This is a genomic window from Pseudomonas putida (assembly GCA_041879295.1).
GTDB lineage: Bacteria > Pseudomonadota > Gammaproteobacteria > Pseudomonadales > Pseudomonadaceae > Aquipseudomonas > Aquipseudomonas putida_Y.
In genome coordinates this window covers 3946400-3965805 of sequence record CP047152.1, presented here as the reverse complement: position 1 = coordinate 3965805, position 19406 = coordinate 3946400, and the positions used below count along the sequence as shown (strand labels likewise).

16 protein-coding genes and 1 tRNA gene are annotated in these 19406 nt (G+C 62.7%); 12 read left to right on the top strand and 5 right to left on the bottom strand.

Annotated features, from left to right (window positions below; translation table 11 throughout):
• Positions 1 to 164 precede the first annotated feature (164 nt).
• The 5 genes from GST84_18245 to GST84_18225 all read left to right on the top strand — a co-directional run bounded on the left by GST84_18245 (position 165) and on the right by GST84_18225 (position 3697).
• Complete coding sequence (locus tag GST84_18245) at positions 165 to 1373, top strand: ammonium transporter (GenBank protein XGB14166.1); 1209 nt, start codon at positions 165 to 167, stop codon at positions 1371 to 1373.
• A 234-nt stretch (positions 1374 to 1607) separates the two neighbouring features.
• On the top strand, positions 1608 to 1847 hold the full coding sequence (locus GST84_18240; protein ID XGB14165.1) for a glutaredoxin family protein: 240 nt from the start codon (positions 1608 to 1610) through the stop codon (positions 1845 to 1847).
• Between the two features lie 108 nt (positions 1848 to 1955).
• The gene (locus tag GST84_18235; protein XGB14164.1) at positions 1956 to 2387 is read left to right on the top strand and encodes a peptidase M15; all 432 of its coding nucleotides are present in this window, start codon (positions 1956 to 1958) and stop codon (positions 2385 to 2387) included.
• A gap of 65 nt (positions 2388 to 2452) precedes the next feature.
• A complete protein-coding gene (locus GST84_18230) occupies positions 2453 to 2761 on the top strand; it encodes a transcriptional regulator (protein ID XGB14163.1) in 309 nt (102 codons plus the stop codon).
• A gap of 51 nt (positions 2762 to 2812) precedes the next feature.
• Complete coding sequence (locus GST84_18225; GenBank protein XGB14162.1) at positions 2813 to 3697, top strand: pseudouridine synthase; 885 nt, start codon at positions 2813 to 2815, stop codon at positions 3695 to 3697.
• 98 nt (positions 3698 to 3795) lie between these two features.
• Here the strand turns inward: GST84_18225 and GST84_18220 are convergent, their stop codons facing one another.
• Positions 3796 to 5361, bottom strand: a complete 1566-nt coding sequence (locus GST84_18220) for a PAS domain-containing protein (protein ID XGB14161.1) — start codon at positions 5359 to 5361, stop codon at positions 3796 to 3798.
• A gap of 250 nt (positions 5362 to 5611) precedes the next feature.
• On the bottom strand, positions 5612 to 8353 hold the full coding sequence (acnA, locus tag GST84_18215; protein ID XGB14160.1) for an aconitate hydratase AcnA: 2742 nt from the start codon (positions 8351 to 8353) through the stop codon (positions 5612 to 5614).
• A 224-nt stretch (positions 8354 to 8577) separates the two neighbouring features.
• Here acnA and rlmM point away from each other — a divergent pair, with 224 nt between their 5' ends.
• From rlmM to GST84_18190, 5 genes are all read left to right on the top strand, one after another.
• Positions 8578 to 9642 (top strand): 23S rRNA (cytidine(2498)-2'-O)-methyltransferase RlmM, encoded by a 1065-nt coding sequence (rlmM, locus tag GST84_18210; GenBank protein ID XGB14159.1) that lies wholly within the window; start codon positions 8578 to 8580, stop codon positions 9640 to 9642.
• A 356-nt stretch (positions 9643 to 9998) separates the two neighbouring features.
• Positions 9999 to 10241 (top strand): sulfurtransferase TusA, encoded by a 243-nt coding sequence (gene tusA, locus GST84_18205; protein ID XGB14158.1) that lies wholly within the window; start codon positions 9999 to 10001, stop codon positions 10239 to 10241.
• Between the two features lie 60 nt (positions 10242 to 10301).
• A complete protein-coding gene (gene pdxB / locus GST84_18200) occupies positions 10302 to 11444 on the top strand; it encodes a 4-phosphoerythronate dehydrogenase PdxB (protein XGB14157.1) in 1143 nt (380 codons plus the stop codon).
• 498 nt (positions 11445 to 11942) lie between these two features.
• Positions 11943 to 13706, top strand: a complete 1764-nt coding sequence (locus GST84_18195; GenBank protein ID XGB14156.1) for an ATP-binding cassette domain-containing protein — start codon at positions 11943 to 11945, stop codon at positions 13704 to 13706.
• Between the two features lie 171 nt (positions 13707 to 13877).
• Positions 13878 to 15494 (top strand): HAMP domain-containing protein, encoded by a 1617-nt coding sequence (locus GST84_18190; GenBank protein XGB14155.1) that lies wholly within the window; start codon positions 13878 to 13880, stop codon positions 15492 to 15494.
• 107 nt (positions 15495 to 15601) lie between these two features.
• On the opposite strand, the gene GST84_18185 is transcribed toward GST84_18190, so the two are convergent.
• A tRNA-Pro gene (locus tag GST84_18185) sits at positions 15602 to 15678 on the bottom strand.
• Between the two features lie 80 nt (positions 15679 to 15758).
• Positions 15759 to 15980, bottom strand: coding sequence for a YgdI/YgdR family lipoprotein (locus GST84_18180; protein XGB14154.1), 222 nt, complete (start codon positions 15978 to 15980; stop codon positions 15759 to 15761).
• 187 nt (positions 15981 to 16167) lie between these two features.
• Here GST84_18180 and moaB point away from each other — a divergent pair, with 187 nt between their 5' ends.
• On the top strand, positions 16168 to 16707 hold the full coding sequence (gene moaB / locus GST84_18175; protein ID XGB14153.1) for a molybdenum cofactor biosynthesis protein B: 540 nt from the start codon (positions 16168 to 16170) through the stop codon (positions 16705 to 16707).
• Entirely contained in the window at positions 16691 to 17917 is a 1227-nt protein-coding gene (locus tag GST84_18170; protein ID XGB14152.1) for a molybdopterin molybdenumtransferase MoeA, read from the top strand. Before moaB ends, GST84_18170 begins: the two co-directional genes overlap by 17 nt.
• Here the strand turns inward: GST84_18170 and GST84_18165 are convergent.
• Positions 17906 to 19153 carry a glycosyltransferase gene (locus GST84_18165; GenBank protein XGB14151.1) on the bottom strand — a complete coding sequence of 416 codons (1248 nt, stop codon included), beginning with the start codon at positions 19151 to 19153 and terminating at the stop codon, positions 17906 to 17908. The two genes, GST84_18170 and GST84_18165, sit on opposite strands and share 12 nt — an antisense overlap.
• Positions 19154 to 19406: the final 253 nt, after the last annotated feature.

The window sequence follows — 19406 nt, the reverse complement described above, 5'->3', positions numbered from 1 at the left end:
AGCGAATACCGATAAACCTTAACCCAATCCACGACAAACCCAAGAAAAAACCACGCAGGCTTCACCCCGCTCACGTGAACAGGGTAGGGGCTGGCACCGATTCGGTGCAGGGATGCAGGTTCTTGAACTGTCCTGGTGCCTTTTTCAGCAGGTCTGCCTATTTCATGGAAAACATGCACAGCGCTATGGACTCTCTGGTCCACGGTTCCAACACCCTGTTCATTCTCATGGGCGCCATCTTGGTGCTGGCCATGCATGCCGGCTTTGCGTTTCTTGAAGTGGGCACGGTGCGCCACAAGAACCAGGTCAACGCCTTGTCGAAGATCCTCAGCGACTTTGCCATCTCGGCGCTGGTCTACTTCTTTATAGGCTACTGGATCGCTTATGGGGTCAACTTCTTCCAGCCGGCAGCGACGCTGGCTGTCGACCATGGCTATGCACTGGTCAAGTGCTTCTTCCTGCTGACCTTTGCGGCGGCGATTCCGGCGATCATTTCCGGGGGCATCGCCGAGCGGGCGCGATTCGTGCCGCAGTTGTGCGCCACGGCATTGATCGTGGCGTTCGTCTATCCGTTCTTCGAGGGTGTGGTGTGGAACGGCAACCTGGGCGTGCAGGCTTGGCTGCAGGCTCGCTTCGGCGCCCCGTTCCATGACTTTGCCGGGTCCGTGGTGGTACACGCCATGGGGGGCTGGCTGGCGCTGGCGGCGGTGCTGCTGCTGGGCGCGCGCCGTGGGCGCTACCGCGAGGGCCGCTTGGTGGCGTTCGCGCCGTCGAGCATTCCCTTTCTGGCGTTGGGCTCGTGGATCCTCATCATCGGCTGGTTCGGCTTCAACGTCATGAGTGCCCAAACCTTGCAGGGTGTCAGTGGCCTGGTGGCGATCAACTCGCTGATGGCCATGGTGGGTGGCACCCTGTCAGCGTTGCTGGCCGGGCGCAACGACCCCGGCTTCCTGCATAACGGTCCGCTGGCCGGGCTGGTTGCGATTTGCGCAGGTTCCGATCTGATGCACCCGGTTGGAGCGCTGGTCACCGGCCTGGTGGCGGGGGCGCTCTTTGTCTGGACTTTCACCGCAGCGCAAAATCGCTGGAAAATCGACGACGTCCTGGGTGTGTGGCCATTGCACGGCCTGTGTGGCGTGTGGGGGGGCATCGCCTGTGGCGTGTTCGGCCAGGTGGCGTTGGGCGGCATGGGCGGTGTCAGCCTGGTCAGCCAGCTGCTGGGCAGCCTGATGGGGGTGCTGGTGGCTTTGGCCGGTGGCTTTGCCGTGTATGGAGCAATCCGTGCGCTGCATGGCCTGCGCTTGAGCCATGAGCAGGAGTTCCAGGGCGCGGACCTGTCGCTGCACCGGATCGGTGCTACCAGCCAGGATTGAGCCAGGTCAGGTGCAGGGTGGGCGTGGCGGGCCTAGTGTGGTGTTTTGCAAATACGGCCAATAACTCGCGAGCGATTGTTGCGCTCAGGCAAGGCGTCGCGACGAGTCGTAGCCCAGCTACGGCGAGGAACGACAACGCCGCATGAGCGCAAAAAGCGCCGCGAGTTATGGTCGTTATTTGTGAAACACCACACTAGAATAGGCTGTTGTGTACGCCAACCCGGGACCTGCCCCATGCTGCCTGAATGTCAACTGTTCGGTACCCTCGGCTGCCACCTGTGCGAAGTGGCCGAGGCCGTGTTGATGCCCCTCGTCGATCATGGCCTGCTGGTAGAGCTGGTCGACATCGCCGAGAGCGAGCCTTTGTTCGAGCGTTATGGCCTGATCATTCCGGTGCTGCGGCGCTGTGACAACGGCGCCGAGCTGCACTGGCCCTTCGATACCGAACAAGTGGTGGCCTTTCTTGGGCAATGATGGCTGCAGAGGAGTTGCAACCCTGCTCCATGATTTGTGAAGCGAGCTGATGATCTGTTGCAGGCGCACCGTCGCCGGTAACCTTCTCCATCATCGGAATAGCTCGCCATGCTGATCACTCCACATTTCACCTTCGATGAAATGACCGTTTCCCAGCTCGCCGCCCGGGACGGGTTCGATAATGCACCGCCCCTCGAAGCCAGGGCCAACCTGCAATTGCTGTGCTGTGCGCTGGAGCAGGTACGTGCATTGTTCGACGCGCCCATCATCATCAGCAGCGGGTATCGCAGTGAAAGGGTCAACCGGTTGATCGGTGGCGCCTCCGACAGCCAGCACGTACAAGGGCTGGCGGCGGACTTCACGGTGATCGAGGTCAGCCCGCGCGAGACCGTCCGGCGAATCAGCGAAAGTGCGGTGCCCTTCGATCAGTTGATCCTGGAATTCGACAAATGGGTGCATCTGTCGGTGACGCGCGGCACGCCGCGCAGGCAGGTGCTGACCCTGCGCAAAGGCAGCGGCTACCTGGCGGGGCTGCAATGAAGCGCATTGACGGCAGCAAGGGGATGTTCGTATGCTGTATATAAATACAGTATCGAGGTGAAGCCATGCTCAATGTCGAGCAACTCAAGTACAGCGTCAACCGCATGCCCGTGGAACGGGTGGCTGACGCCGTTCTGGAACTGCGCCTCGAAGGCCTGGTAACCGGCGACTGCACGCCGTTCGGCAAAGTCCACTTCAATACCTGCTTCGCCGAGATCGAGGCCTTGTTCCAGCGGGCCGGTTACCACCGTGGGTTGGATGTGGTGGGCTATCAGGGGTTGCTCTATGCCCTCTATGACCCTGGCCGCTGGGAGCCGGTACAGGTACTGCGCTGGCTGAAGGAGCGCTGCGAGGCGATGGCCCGGGCTGGTTGAGGGCACGGGCTTGGGCGATAATGCGCGGCCATCAATGTCCCGAGCCCAGCCATGACCACGCCTTTCGACCCCGCCCGCCAGCAAGCCAGTACGGTGTGCTTGCCACCTGGTAACTGGGTGACCGTGCTCGATTGCTTGTGTGATCACTTCAAGGCTATTGACCGCGCCCAGTGGCTTGACCGCTTTGCCCGTGGCCGGGTGCTGGATGCCGAGGGGCAGGCAGTTGCCGCCGACCTGCCTTACAAGCGTGGCATGCGTTTGCATTACTTCCGTGAGGTGCCGAACGAACGGCCGATCCCGGTGCAGGAGGTGGTGCTGCATGTGGACGAGCACCTGGTGGTGGCCGATAAACCGCATTTTCTGCCGGTGACGCCGACCGGTGAATATGTCGAGCAGACTTTGTTGCGCCGCCTGATCCGTCGCCTGGACAACCCGCACCTGGTGCCGTTGCACCGTATTGACCGGCACACCGCCGGGCTTGTGCTGTTTTCTGCCAACCCGCACAGCCGCAGCGCTTACCAGCGGCTGTTCCCCGAGCGGCGTATCGACAAGCGTTACCAGGCCATTGCCGCTGCCATGCCGCAGCATGTGTTCCCGCTGGTGCACAAAAGCCGCCTGGTGCATGGCGAGCCATTTTTCCGCATGCATGAGGTGGAGGGTGATGCCAACAGTGAAACGCTGGCCGAGGTGCTGGAGAAGAACGGTGAGCAATGGCGCTATGGGCTGTCGCCAGTGACCGGCAAGACCCATCAATTGCGTGTTCACATGGCGGCTTTGGGTGCAGGGATCAGCAATGACCCGTTCTATCCGCAATTGCTCAATGAAGAGGATGACTACCAGCGGCCGCTGAAACTGCTGGCGCAAAGCCTGCGTTTCGAGGACCCGCTGAGCGGGGAAGAGCGCTACTTCGAGAGCCGCTTGCGGTTGGACTGGTGACACAGCAAGCGGGCTTACGCGGTCCTTGAGCGGGCTTGCCCGCGAACACCGGCAAAGCCGGTGCCCACCCACAGCGGTGGCGCGGCAAGCCGTGAGCTTCAGCGGTTGAAACGCTCCACCAGCGAATACTGGCTGCCCGCAGTGCTGGTCAATTCCTCGCTCAGCAGTGCCGAGTGCTGCGCCTGTTCGGCGGTCTGGTCGGCCAGTTCGGCAATGGTGCTGATGTTGCGGCTGATCTCGTCAGCCACTGCGGTCTGCTCCTCGGTTGCAGCAGCAATCTGGGTAGCCATGTCGGTGATATTGGCTACCGCTTCGCTGATGCCTACCAGCGCCTCGTCGGCCTGCATTACCCGATCAACGCCTTCCTGTGCCTGGCGGTGGCCGGTTTCCATGGTCAGCACTGCGTTGCTGGCGGTTTGTTGCAGCTTGGCGATCAGGCCGTGGATCTGCCCGGTGGATTCGGCGGTGCGCTGGGCCAACTGACGTACTTCATCAGCTACCACGGCAAAACCACGGCCCATTTCACCGGCGCGCGCCGCTTCAATGGCTGCGTTCAGCGCCAGCAGGTTGGTCTGGTCGGCAATGCCCTTGATCACGTCGACCACGCCACCAATCTCGTCGCTGTCTTTGGCCAGTTGCGTAACTGTCTGGCCGGTTTCGCCCACTGCCGCCGACAGACGTTCGATGGCCTCGCGGGTTTCTCCGGCAATCTGCCGGCCCTGGCTGGTCAGGCGGTTGGCTTCCTGGGTGGCATCGGCGGTGCGCTGCACATGGTTGGCCACTTCCTGGGTGGTGGCAGCCATCTGGTTTACCGCAGCGGCGACTTGTTCGGTCTCCACCCGCTGGCGCTCCAGCCCCGAAGAGCTCTTGTGCGCCAAGGCATCGGACTGCCGTGCCTGGTCGCTCAGGTGCTCGGCACTGTCTTGTAGGCGTGTCAGGCAGGTTTTCATGCGTGCGTCCTGGCTGAGCATGGCCATTTCCAGGCGCGCCTGCACGCCACGGCTGTCGGTGTACATCTGCGCGATCAGTGGGTCGGAAGTGGTTTGCTCGGCCAGGCGCAGCAGGCGCTTGAGGCCGCGTTGCTGCCAGCTCAGGCCAAGCAGGCCCAGTGGTACCGAAAGCCCTGCGGCCAAGGCAAAGCCCCAGGAATGACCCAGCCAGTTGCCAATCAGGAAGCCCACCTGGCTGATCAGGATGAACGGTAGCCAGTCCTGCAGCACCGGCAGCCACTTGTCGCGGCGCGGTACCGGCGGCTTGCCTTGGTTGATGCGCTGGTACAGAGCCTCGGCGCGGCGGATCTGCTCGGCGGTGGGCTTGACTCGCACCGACTCGAAGCCAACGACCTGGTTGTTATCGAAGATGGGGGTGACATAGGCGTTGACCCAGTAATGGTCGCCGGACTTGCAGCGGTTCTTGACGATACCCATCCACGGCTGGCCCTGCTTGAGGGTTTGCCACATATGGGCAAACACGGCAGGCGGTACGTCGGGGTGGCGCACCAGGTTGTGCGGTGCGCCAGTCAGCTCCTCGCGGGTGAAACCACTGATTTCGATAAAGGCATCGTTGCAGTAGGTCACCACACCCTTGGCGTTGGTAGTGGAGATCAACCGCTGCTGGGCAGGGAAAGTCCGTTCTCTCTGGGTAATCGGCTGGTTGTTACGCATGGGTGATAGTCCGCAGGGCTTTCGACAGGTATCGGCAAGCCGCTGGTTTTATTGAATGGATATTTGGTTCATTGATTGCCATCAATGACGGGTGAGTCAGATGATGACCGAATGGGTGGCCAAGGGCCAGCCCTGTCGCGAGGGACTTGGACGCATACGGCTGTGGGGCACCGGCGCCCATGTGACCAAGCGCCGCCCGCGCGGCGCTCGGTTTAGAAAACGGCACAAATCCTGTGCCAGGCTATCCGTCTCAGCCAGCGATCATCTGGCGCAACACATAATGCAGAATCCCCCCCGCCTTGAAGTACTCCACCTCGTTCAGGGTATCAATCCGGCATAACACCTCAATCTGTTCCTGCTGGCCATCTTCGCGGGTAATGCGCAAGGGCAGGCTCATGCCGGGGTGGAGATGTGCACCGTCCAGCCCCAGTACATCGATCTGCTCCTTGCCGGTCAGCCCCAACTGTTTGCGGTTGTGCCCCGCCTTGAACTGCAGCGGTAACACGCCCATGCCCACCAGGTTGGAGCGGTGGATACGCTCGAAGCTTTCCGCCAGCACGGCCTTGACCCCCAGCAGGTTGGTACCCTTGGCTGCCCAGTCGCGGCTCGAACCGGTGCCGTACTCCTGGCCGGCAATCACCACCAGCGGGGTGCCTTCCTGCTGGTAACGCATGGCTGCGTCGTAGATCGACAGCTTCTCGCCAGTGGGCACATGCAAGGTGTTACCGCCTTCTTCTCCTGCCAGCATTTCGTTGCGGATACGGATGTTGGCGAAGGTGCCGCGCATCATCACTTCATGGTTGCCGCGCCGCGAACCGTAGGAGTTGAAATCGTGTGGCTCCACACCCTGTTCCCGTAGGTAGCGCCCGGCCGGGCTGTCGGTCTTGATGTTGCCGGCGGGGGAAATGTGGTCAGTGGTCACGGAGTCGCCCAACAGCGCCAGCACCCGTGCGCCGTGAATATTGGCAATTTGTGGTGGCGGCCCGCCGATGCCGTCGAAAAACGGTGGGTGCTGAATGTAGGTGGAGTCAGCCTTCCACACGTAAGTGGCGGCCTGTGGCACCTCGATGGCCTGCCACTGCGCATCACCGGCAAACACTTCGGCGTATTCCTTGTGGAACATCGCCGTATCGACCTTGGCCACAGCCTCGGCAATTTCCTGCTGACTCGGCCAGATATCACGCAGGTAGACCGGTTGGCCGTCCTTGCCTGAGCCTAGCGGGTCGCGCGTCAGGTCCAGGCGCACGCTGCCGGCCAGGGCGTAGGCCACCACCAGCGGGGGCGAGGCCAGCCAGTTGGTCTTGACCAACGGGTGCACGCGGCCTTCGAAGTTGCGGTTGCCCGACAGCACCGAGGCCACGGTGAGGTCGGCGCTGCCAATAGCTTTCTCGATCGCCTCGTCCAGCGGGCCGGAGTTGCCGATGCAGGTGGTGCAGCCATAACCGACCAGATCAAAACCCAACTGGTCGAGGTAAGACGTGAGCCCGGCTGCCTTGAAGTAGTCGGTGACCACCTTGGAGCCCGGCGCCAGCGAGCTCTTGACCCAGGGTTTGCGTTGCAGGCCTTTTTCCAGTGCTTTTTTCGCCACCAGCCCGGCAGCCATCATCACGCTGGGGTTGGACGTGTTGGTGCATGAGGTGATCGCGGCAATCACCACGGCTCCATCGCGCAGGGTGTGGGTCTGGCCCTGATGGCTGTAGTCGATCGCGCCGGTCTGGTCGGCGTTGCCCACCGCCACACCGCCGCCGCCCTCGCTTTCCAGGCGGCCAACTTCTTTGGCCAGCGGTTTGGGCTGCAGCTCGATGAAGTGGTCGAAGGCTTGGCTGACCTGGCCCAGTGCTACGCGGTCCTGTGGCCGCTTGGGCCCGGCCAGGCTGGCTTCGACCTCGTCCATGTCCAGTGCCAGCGTGTCGCTGAATGACGGTTCATGGCCGGGCAGGCGCCACATGCCCTGCGCCTTGCAGTACTGCTCCACCAGCTGCACGGTCGCTTCGGGGCGGCCCGAAAGGCGCAGATAGTCCAGGGTGACCTGGTCGACCGGGAAAAAGCCACAGGTGGCGCCGTATTCCGGTGCCATGTTGGCAATGGTCGCGCGGTCGGCCAGGGGCAGCTCGGCCAGGCCGTCGCCATAGAATTCAACGAACTTGCCCACCACGCCTTTCTTGCGCAGCATCTGCGTCACGGTCAGCACCAGGTCAGTGGCAGTGATGCCCTCTCGCAGCTTGCCGGTCAGCTTGAAGCCGATTACCTCGGGGATCAGCATCGATACCGGCTGGCCGAGCATGGCCGCTTCCGCTTCGATGCCGCCGACACCCCAGCCAAGTACGCCCAGGCCGTTGATCATGGTGGTGTGCGAGTCTGTGCCCACCAAGGTATCGGGGAAGGCATAGGTGCGGCCATCAGCCTCACGGGTCCACACCGTGCGGCCCAGGTATTCCAGGTTGACCTGGTGGCAAATGCCGGTGCCCGGGGGTACTACGCGGAAATTGTCGAACGCGCTCTGGCCCCAACGCAGAAAGGCATAGCGCTCACCATTGCGCTGCATTTCGATGTCGACGTTTTCGGCAAAGGCTTGCGGCGTGCCGTAGCGGTCGACCATTACCGAGTGGTCGATCACCAGGTCGACCGGTGACAGCGGGTTGATCCGTTGTGGGTCGCCACCAGCCTTGGCCATGGCGGCGCGCATGGCCGCCAGGTCGACCACGGCAGGTACGCCGGTGAAGTCCTGCATCAGCACCCGCGCCGGGCGGTACTGGATCTCGCGGTCGGAGCGCCGTTCGCCAAGCCATTGGGCAATGGCGCGCAAGTCGTCGCCAGTGACGGTTGTGCCGTCCTCCCAGCGCAGCAGATTTTCCAGCAGCACTTTCAGCGACATGGGTAGGCGCTGCAGGTCACCCAGCTGGCGGGCGGCCTCAGTGAGGCTGAAGTAGTGGTAGGTCTGGTCGCCGACCTTGAGGGGCTTGAGGGTGTTCAGGCTATCGAGCGAGGGCATTGCCAACTCCTTCTGCACCGGTGCCCGGCAAATATTCACGGTTTGCCGGCAGCACCGCTCTGTATCGGTCCGCACGGTACGGACCTGGCTGAGTGGTCAGGTTAGACCGGTTTAGGCTACCTGACCCTTTTCTGGACCGGCGGGGCGTGTCGCAGGTTCCGAACTTCCTTTATCATCGCCGCCCTGCCGGCGCCTGTGGTGCGCCAGCCGTAGTGGAGTGAGAGATGAATACCCTGTTCATGCATTGCCGGCCCGGTTTCGAGGGCGAGGTTTGCGCCGAGATCAGCGAACATGCCGCCCGCCTGGGTGTTGCCGGCTATGCCAAAGGCAAGCCGCAAAGTGCCAGTGCCGAGTTTGTCTGTAGCGAGGAGGGCGGTGCCGAGCGCTTGATGGGGGAACTGCGTTTCAACCAGCTGATTTTCCCGCGGCAGTGGGCACGTGGCGGTTACGTCGAACTGCCGGAAAGTGACCGCATCAGTGTGCTGCTGGCACAGTTGGCCAACTTCCCGGTGTTCGGCAGCCTTTGGCTGGAGGTGCTGGACAGCAACGAAGGCAAGGAATTGTCCACCTTTTGCCGAAAGTTCGAAGTGCCGTTGCGCAAGGCCCTGGAGAAGGCCGGCCGCCTGGTCGATGACCCTGGCCGCCCACGTTTGCTACTGACCTTCATCAGCGGCCGGCGGGTATTTGTCGGCGTTGCATCGGCCAGCAACAGCGCCTTGTGGCCCATGGGCATCCCGCGCCTGAAGTTCCCTCGCGAGGCGCCCAGCCGTTCGACACTCAAGCTGGAAGAAGCCTGGCACCAGTTCATTCCGCGTGAGCAGTGGGAGCAGCGCCTGGGTGATGACATGACCGGCGTCGACCTGGGAGCCTCGCCGGGTGGCTGGACCTACCAGCTGGTGCGCCGCGGCATGCTGGTGACAGCCATCGACAACGGGCCGATGGCCGAAAGCCTGATGGACACCGGCCTGGTCCAGCACTTGATGGCCGATGGGTTTACCTGGCAGCCGAAGCAGCCGGTAGACTGGATGGTGTGCGATATCGTCGAGAAGCCGGCGCGTACCACCTCGCTGATCGAAACCTGGCTGGGTGAAGGGCTGTGCCGCGAGGCAGTGGTCAACCTGAAGTTGCCGATGAAGCAGCGTTATGCCGAAGTACGGCGCTTGCTCGATCGTATGGAGGCGACATTCAAGGCACGCAAGATCAAGGTGTCGATCGCCTGCAAGCAGCTGTACCACGACCGCGAGGAAGTGACTTGCCACCTGAGGCGGCTCGATTTGAAACCGCGCTGAGCGTTTCAGGTGGATGGTTTGCATTTGCTGTTTGCATTGAGATCGAGCGCCGCCCGCGCGGCGCATCGCGAGCTTCGCTCGCTCCTACGTTTGTTTCGGGCCAATTATTTCTGTGCCATTTGCGCGCGAACGCTTTGGCGCTTGGCGCGATATTGCGTCGTACAAACAAAACGGTCGCGCGCGCCTGTAACAGGCGTTACTGGCCAGAAACAAACGTAGGAGCGAGCGAAGCTCGCGATGCGCCGCGCGGGCGGCGCTCGATCTCAATATTCACACAATGCTGAAGGCATGCGTCTAAGCCCCCTTGGACCGCACCGCGCTATGCGCGACAATAGCGATCATTTTCGGAGCCCCCCATGACCGATTTCACCCCCGACGCCATCCTCGATGCCACCGGCCTGAACTGCCCGGAACCGGTGATGATGCTGCACCAGCACGTACGCAACCTGGCCGCCGGCGGCCTGCTCAAGGTCATCGCCACTGACCCGTCGACCCGCCGCGACATCCCCAAGTTCTGCAACTTCCTCGGCCACGAGCTGCTGCAGCAGCAAGAGGACGCCGGCACTTTCCTGTACTGGATCCGCAAGAAAGCCGACTGAATCGCTCTGGAACAGGCCCGGCGTTGCGCCTACACTGCTCTCCCCAGACAGGAGAGCACCATGCTGATAGTTGCCGACGAGAACATCCCGCTGCTCGATGCCTTCTTCCAGGGGTTCGGTGAAATTCGCCGCTACCCCGGCCGAAGCCTCGATGCTGCCAGCGTCAAGGACGCCGATATCCTGCTGGTACGCTCGGTGACCAAGGTCGACCGTCAGTTGCTCGAAGGCAGCCGTGTACGCTTTGTCGGCACTTGCACCATTGGTACTGATCATCTGGACCTGGACTACTTTGCAGAGGCCGGTATCCGCTGGAGCAGCGCGCCTGGCTGTAACGCCCGCGGCGTGGTCGATTACGTGCTGGGCAGCCTGCTGACTCTGGCCGAGCTGGATGGCGTGGCATTGCCTGAGCGCGTGTATGGCGTTGTGGGCGCGGGTGAAGTGGGTGGCCGTCTGGTGCGGGTGCTGCACGGCCTGGGCTGGAAGGTGCTGGTGTGCGACCCGTTGCGTCAGGCCGCCGAGGGCGGCGACTACGTCAGCCTCGAAACCATCCTGCAGCAGTGCGATGTGATCAGCTTGCATACCCCATTGCAACGCGGCGGCGAGTACCCGACCTGGCACCTGCTGGGGCAGGCGCAGCTGGCACAGTTGCGCCCAGGTGCCTGGCTGGTAAACGCCAGCCGTGGCCCGGTGGTGGATAATGTGGCCCTGCGCGAGCTGCTGCTGGACCGAGAAGACGTGCACGCAGTGCTGGATGTGTGGGAAGGGGAGCCGCAGGTCGACCTGCAGTTGGCCGACCTGTGCACACTGGCTACGCCGCACATTGCCGGCTATAGCCTCGATGGTCGCCAGCGTGGTACGGCGCAGATCTACCAGGCGCTGTGCCGCTTCCTGGGTGTGGACGAGCAGGTGCGACTGGGCGAGCTGCTGCCAAGGCCACCGTTGGCGCAGATCGATCTGGATGCCAGCACCGACCTGTCCTGGGCCTTGGCCACCCTGTGTCGCGCCGTGTATGACCCGCGCCGCGATGATGCCGATTTCCGCCGTAGCCTGAGCGATGATCCGCAGCAACAGCGAGCGGCGTTCGACCAGTTGCGCAAGCAATACCCGCCAAGGCGCGAGATCGAGGGGCTGGCCGTGCGCTTGCACGGGGAGGCGCCGCAGTTGGCGCAGTTGGTCAGTGCCCTGGGTGGGGTGTTGGTCTAAGCAAACCTTGTCGTGACCTTGCAGGTATGTACGGTTATCTGTGGGGGTGGTCAAGCCCACTGGCTGGGCAGATAAAAACCCGGCGCAAGCGCCGGGTTGCAAAGAATTCGCCGATCAACCTTTGCGTACGCGCTCGACACGGCTTTCTTCCAGGGCCTTGCAGGCCTGCTGGATCATCTGCTCGGTGATCGGCACTTCGCGCCCCTTGGCGTCGATGATCGAACCGCATACTTGCGGTTGCGGAGAGGTCTGGGGCTTCTGGTTATCACTGCCATGCTGCAAGCTCATGCACTGTCTCCTCTTCAGGTTCAAGCTCAGGGTAGCCCTGCGCCGTGACTGGCCTGTGACAGCTTCTGGGTCACGGCAGCAACAGTCCAGCAGAAAGCCTGTGAAAGCTCCATAAGCTGTTTAGATCGATGCGTTATAGCAACCTTCATGCAGTCTCCCGACCGGGATGAGTGGTAGGCTGCCGCTTCCCCACCCTTTGTGGTCGTCGCCATGCCCGAATCGGTTTCCCCGCGCCAACGCCGCGCCTTGCGCCTGGCTTGGCAGTTCGTTCGCCCTTATCGCCGGCAGGTGCTGCTGGCATTGCTGGCGCTGGTAGTCACAGCTGGCATCACCCTGTCGATGGGCCAAGGCATCCGCCTGCTGGTGGATCAAGGTTTCATGACCCGCTCCGCGCACCAGCTCAATCAGACCATCGGGCTGTTCCTGCTGCTGGTGCTGGCGCTGGCGGTGGGTACCTTCAGCCGTTTTTACCTGGTGTCGTGGATTGGCGAGCGCTGTGTGGCCGATATCCGTCGTGCCGTCTTCGACCACCTGATCGGCCTGCACCCAGGTTTTTTCGAAGACAACCGCAGCTCCGAGATCCAGTCGCGGCTGACAGCGGACACCACCTTGCTGCAATCCGTGATCGGTTCATCGCTGTCGATGTTCCTGCGCAACGCGCTGATGGTCATTGGTGGTGTGGCATTGCTGTTCATTACCAACCCCAAGCTCACCAGCATCGTGGTGGTAACGTTGCCGCTGGTGCTGGCACCGATCCTGTTGTTCGGCCGTCGGGTGCGTAGCCTGTCGCGGCAGAGCCAGGACAGGGTCGCGGATGTGGGCAGCTACGTGGCTGAGACGCTGGGGCAGATCAAGACCGTGCAGGCCTACAACCACCAGGCGCACGACCGCGAACTGTTCGCCGATACGGTCGAAGCAGCATTCACGGTTGCCCGCAAGCGGATTGCCCAGCGTGCCTGGCTGATTACCCTGGTGATCGTGTTGGTGTTGGGGGCGGTGGGGGTGATGCTGTGGGTCGGCGGCATGGATGTGATCGCCGGGCGCATATCCGCAGGCGAGCTGGCTGCATTCGTGTTCTACAGCCTGATCGTCGGCAGCGCCTTCGGTACCCTCAGTGAGGTGATCGGCGAACTGCAGCGGGCCGCGGGTGCTGCCGAGCGCATTGCCGAATTGTTGGCCGCGCGAAGTGCCATCCTGCCGCCTGCCGTGGCGCAGGTGCTGCCACAGCAGCGGGCCAGTGGGCGTATCGAGTTGCAGCAGGTGGTGTTTGCTTATCCTTCACGGCCCACAGTGGCGGCTGTTGACGGCCTGAGCCTGACCATCGAGCCTGGGCAGACCGTCGCCCTGGTAGGCCCTTCCGGGGCAGGCAAGTCGACCCTGTTCGATTTGTTGCTGCGCTTTTACGACCCTCAGCAAGGCCGCATCCTGCTTGATGGCCAGCCGGTTACCGAGCTTGATCCCGACCAGCTGCGCCGGCAGTTCGCCCTGGTGGCGCAGAACCCCTCGTTGTTCCGTGGCACGGTGGAGGCCAACATTCGGTATGGCCGGCCCGAGGCGACCTTGGCTGAAGTCGAAGCAGCAGCCCGCGGCGCCCATGCCGACGAATTCATACGGCAATTGCCCCAAGGCTACCAGACACAACTGGGGGAGGGCGGCATAGGCCTTTCCGGCGGGCAGCGTCAGCGCTTGGCGATCGCCCGGGCCTTGCTGGTCGATGCGCCGATCCTGTTGCTGGACGAAGCCACCAGTGCCCTCGATGCACAAAGCGAATACTTGATCCAGCAAGCGCTGCCCAGGTTGATGGCCGGCCGTACCACGCTGGTGATCGCCCATCGCCTGGCCACAGTGCAGCACGCCGAGCGCATCGCGGTCATCGACCAGGGTCGGCTGGTGGCGGTGGGCACCCACCGTCAGTTGATCGAGGACAGCCCGCTGTATGCACGGCTGGCAGCGCTGCAGTTCACCACCGGTTAGCGTGTCGCGGCCTTGTAACATTTCTGTAGTAATTGCCTGAGAGTATTTGCCTCAACTGTTGCGTAAGTGCTCGACCTGGCTGCCATTGCGTGATGGCAGCTTTTTTTTGGCCTGCCAGTAATGAGGCTGTACAGCGGCCTCAGCCTACTCCCTCTGGTTCCGAGACCCTCGATGTTGCGTAAATCCCTCAGAGTGCAAATTCTTTCGCTGCTCGGCGGCAGTGTGCTGGCGATGCTGCTGATCGCCCTGGTGTGTTTCCAGTTCCTGTCGTCCAGCGTGCGTGGCTACGCCGAGCTGGTCGACGGGCCGCTGCGGGCCTCGCAATTGATTGACGAAGCCAACCTGCAGTTCAAGATACAGGTGCAGGAATGGAAAAACGTGCTACTGCGCGGGCGCCAGCCAGCGGAGATGGACAAGTACTGGCAGCAGTTCCAGGCCCGCGAACAGCAAGTACAACAACTGCTCGGGCAATTGATCGACAATAGCGATGCCACGCTCAAGGCGTCGCTGCAGCAATTGCGCGACAGCCACCGCCAGTTGGGCCAGGCCTATGCGCAAGGCCGCCAGGCCTTCCTTGCGGCAGGCGGCGATCCGGGAGCGGGAGACCGGGCGGTCAAAGGCGTGGATCGTGCCGCCAGTGAGCAGATGAGCGAACTGGTCGAGCAGCTGCGCGCCGATGCCCGTCAGCGTGCAGACAGCATCAATGCCAGTGCCGAGCGCACGGTATGGTTGGGCCTGCTGGTGATGCTGGCTTCTGCGGTGCTGGTGGGGCTGCTCAGCCTGTGGCTGGTCAACCGTAGCCTGATCGAGCCGATCCGTCAGTTGATCGAGTACGTCGCGCAGCTCAGCCAGGGCTGCTTTGCTGCCAGGGTCGAAAGCCGTCGGGAGGATGAGTTGGGGCGCCTGGCGCGGGCAGCCAACACCCTGCGTGACTTCCTTGCCGACACCGTCGGCCGGCTGCAGGACAACGCTCAGGAGCTGGAAGGTGCCAGCGGCCAGTTGCGCAATATTGCCGGTGACATGGCCCGCGGTACTCATGACCAGTTCCAGCGTACCGACCAGGTGGCCACGGCCATGCACGAAATGTCCGCCACTGCCCAAGAGGTCGCTCGCCACGCCGCCGAGGCTGCCCGTGCGGCCGATGACGCCGACCACAGCGCCCAGGCGGGCGAGCAGGTGATGCAGCAGACCATCGACATCATCGGGTTGGTCAACCGCGAAATTGCCGGCACGGCGTCGGTAATTCGCGATCTGGAGCATGACAGCACACGTATAGGCAAAGTGCTGGAAGTGATCCGTGGCATTGCTGAACAGACCAACCTGCTGGCGCTTAACGCAGCCATCGAAGCAGCCCGTGCTGGCGAAGCCGGGCGTGGTTTTGCGGTAGTCGCTGATGAAGTGCGTAGCCTGGCCCAGCGCACGGCAGCGTCGATTGCAGAGATTCACCAGATCATCGAAGCGGTACAGTCGGGGGCTGTGGAGGCGGTCAAGGCCATCGAAAGCGGCCAGCAACGTAGCCAGGAAGGGGCTGAGCAGGTCGAGCAGGCCGGGCAGATGCTGCAACGCATTACCCTGGCGGTGGAGGCGATCCGCGACATGAACCGGCAGATCGCCACGGCGGCAGAGGAGCAGACCAGCGTAGCCGAAGATATCTCGCGCAACCTGATCGAAATTACCCGCATTGCCACAGCCAATCAGGAAGCGGTGCAGCATACGGAGCAGGCGGGGCAGCGCCTGCATGGTTTGTCAGGGCAGTTGGGCGAAGTCACCTCCCGCCTGAGCGCTTGACTCGGTCTGCAGTGGTTGCAGGTGCCCACAGCGGCTGAACCCGCGCACGGAGGCATTTTTCGCACACAACAAAAAGCCCGCACATGGCGGGCTTTTTGATAAGGATCTGGTCGGAGAGACAGGATTCGAACCTGCGGCCTTCTCGTCCCGAACGAGACGCGCTACCTGGCTGCGCTACACTCCGATGACCAAAATCCTACTGCATCCCGTTTTTGCCCGCAAGCCCTTGTTGTTTAAAGGGCCATGGCCTGAACGGGGCCTTGGTCAGAGCTCTTTGACGGTGCGGATCTGGTCCTTGTTCAAGCGCGTGCGCTTGCCGTCGAGTTGCTCGAATTCATAGAAGCCAGAGTCTTCGTCGTAGGACGGTTTGTCGGTTGCCTGGATCTCCCGGCCATCGTTCAGGGTAATGACGGTTGGAGTCGAGCAGCCGGCGAGGGCGCCCAAGCCCAAGGCGAGCAGGAAGGCGGGTAGGGTCCGTTTGATCATCGTGTTTCTCCAAGTGCGATGGTGCTAGATGACATTTATGACGCAGGACGTTAGTGCAAGTTCACTCCAAGTGCAGCATAGCGACTAATTCGTCCCCTTGATCCAGGGCAAGGCCGATGGGGGCAACGCCGGAAAAGGTGCGCTGTGATATAACTGCGTCCATCTCATCCTGTTGTGACGGACACCCATGAAAGCCAAGGCAGATACCCCCTTCGTGGCGCTGAACATCGCCGTGCTCACGGTCAGCGACACCCGTACCCTCGACACTGACACCTCTGGCCAGATGTTCGTCGACCGCCTGAGCGCCGCCGGTCATCGCCTTGCCGAGCGTGTGCTGCTCAAGGATGACCTGTACAAGATCCGAGCCCAGGTAGCCACATGGATCGCCGATGACAGCGTGCAAGTGGTGCTGATTACGGGCGGTACCGGGTTTACTGGCCGCGACAGCACCCCCGAGGCGGTGGCCTGCCTGCTGGACAAGCAAGTGGACGGTTTTGGCGAGCTGTTCCGGCAGATTTCAGTGGCCGACATTGGCACCTCCACCGTGCAGTCGCGTGCCCTGGCCGGGCTGGCCAACGGCACTCTGGTGTGCTGCCTGCCGGGCTCGACCAACGCTGTGCGCACCGGTTGGGATGGCATCCTGGCCGAGCAGCTTGATGCCCGTCATCGTCCGTGCAACTTCGTGCCGCACCTGAAGCAGGCAGCGGCCTGTGACAGCCGTGGCTGAGGTCAGCCAGGCCCGGCCGCTGATGCCGGTGGAACAGGCGCTGGAGCAACTGCTGGCGCTTGCCGAAGCTGCACCGATTGGCGAGATCGAAAACCTGCCGCTGGCCGAAGCCGAAGGCCGCGTGCTGGCCACCGACCTGGTGGCCTCGCTCGACCTGCCGCCTTGGCCGAACAGCGCCATGGACGGTTATGCCTTGCGCCTGGCTGACTGGCAGGGCCAGCCGCTGCCGGTCAGCCAGCGTATTTTCGCCGGCCATGCGCCCCAACCGCTGCAACCGGGTACCTGCGCACGGATCTTCACCGGTGCGCCTGTGCCGGAGGGGGCCGACTGCGTCGAGATGCAGGAAAACACCGAAGTACTCGAAGATGGCCGGGTGCGCTTTCTCGAAACGTTGCGCACCGAGCAGAACATACGGCCTCAAGGCCAGGAAACCCGCAAAGGCGAGCAGGTGATGAGCGCCGGCACCCGCCTCGGGCCGATCGAACTGGGCCTGGCGGCGACCTTGGGGCATGGCCGCCTGGACGTGGTACGCAAGGTGAAAGTGGCGGTGCTGTCGACCGGCGACGAACTGGTCGAGCCTGGCCTGCCGCTGGGGCCCGGGCAGATCTACAACAGCAACCGAAGGCTGCTGGTCAGCTGGTTGCAGCGGCTGGGTTGCGAAGTGGTCGATGCCGGCATCCTGCCGGATGACCTGGCGCGCACTCGCACCTGCCTGGCGTCACTGGGTGACGTAGACCTGATTCTGTCCACCGGAGGCGTCTCGGTGGGGGAAGCCGACTACCTCGGTGCTGCCCTGCGCGAGGCCGGCGAACTGGCGTTGTGGAAGCTGGCGATCAAACCGGGCAAGCCGCTGACCTTCGGCCACTTTCAGGGTGTGCCGGTGATCGGCCTGCCGGGCAACCCGGCCTCGACCTTGGTCACCTTTGGTCTGTTGACCAGGCCCTACCTGCTGCGTCGTCAGGGTGTAGTTGACGTGACGCCGCTGCGGTTCGACATGCCCGCTGGGTTTGACTGGCCCAAGCCGGGTACGCGCCGCGAATACCTGCGCGCGCGCATCGAACAGGGCCGAGTGCGCATCTACAAGAACCAGAGCTCGGGTGTGCTGCGCAGCGCAGCCTGGGCCGAGGGGTTGGTGGAAGTGCGTGAAGGCAGCACGCCGAAGCAGGGCGACAGCGTGCCATTCATTCCCTTCAGCGAGCTACTTGGCTGAGCGGCCCAGCCAGGCACTGTCCAGCGGCGCGGCCTCGGCCGGTGCCGCCTGGGTCAGGCGTATGTGCACATTCTCCAGTTGCTGGGCGGCCACGCTCCAGTCGTGGCGCTGGCGGGCAAACTGACGCCCGGCAGCACTCAACTGGCTCATGCGCCAGGGCTGATTGAGCAGTTGGGTGATCAGCAGTGCCAGCAGGTCACCGTCGTCACTGCCCAGGTAGTGCTCGCCGTTGTTCACGGTCAGGCCTGAAACGCCCTTGTCGGTGGTGATCACGGGTAAGCCGGCGGCCATCGCTTCGAGGATTTTCACCTTCGAGCCACCTGCATAGCGCAGGGGGGCGAAGAATAACGCTGAACATCGTTGCAGTTCACGCAGGTCGGGGCGGTAGCCGAACCATTCAATGCGTGGGTCGTTCCAGTGAAGTTTCCAGTTGGCCGGCATGGCATGCCCGGCAATAGCCAGACGCACCGCCGGGTTGCTCATCCACACCTTCGGCATGATGTCGTCCAGTGCCCATTCGATGGCCTCCAGATTGGCGCCATATTCGAAATTGCCGACGAACAACAGGCGCTGGCTGTGCACCGCAGGTTGCACTTGCTGGTAGAAATCACAATCCACGCCGTTGACCACCACATTCACCGGGCGCCCGCTGATCTGCGCGATCAGTTCGGCATCGTGGGCGCAGACCGCCACCAGTTCGGTGGGCTGGCGTAGCACTCGGTGCTCCCAGCGCCGGTAGCGCCAGCGGTCGAAGGCGTTGAGCGGGCGCAACCATAGCGGCAGGCGGTCGTGGCAGGCACCGCCCATTACCGACTCCAAATTGTGCTCGCTAAGCATGTAAGGCAGCCCGCGAGCCTGCAAGGCTTTTTCGAACGGCTGGAAGCTGTAACTGTGCTCGATCTGGATCACGTCCCAAGGCTCGTCCAGCAATTGCTCGAACCGGTGCCGCAGGCGAGGTGCCAGGCCATTGATGATTGCCCGCATGGGGTAGTCGATGATGGGTGAAGCCAGCAGGTTGAGTGGACTGTGCAGCGGCCGGCGGGGTAGCACGATCAGGCGTTCGAGGAGTGGCTCCAGGGCCTCACGTGCTGCATCGCTGAGAGGGATTTTCGACTGCACCAGCAGGGTGATTCGGTGGCCGCGCTGCGCCAGTGCGCGCAGCAGATGGTATTGCCGGGTTTTGTGGCCGCTGGTGGTCGGCCAAGGCAGGTAGGGCAGTGTCCAGAGAATGCGCATGACCCGAAGTCCTCGCGAAAGGCTGCAGATAGCAAAACGCGCCCGTTGACAGCAGTGGGGGAGCCACTGCCGGGCGCGTCCATGGCAATAGGGGTATCTGCTGAGCATAGCCGGGATTGCCAAGTGTGGAAAAAATGACCGGCGACGTGATCAGTTGCAGGCGTGGCGCCGGTCCAATGTTTTTTCCAGGCCATGCAACGATCCGGGCAGGCCAGTGGTCGAGATAGGGGGTGGTCCATTTTACGGAGACGCG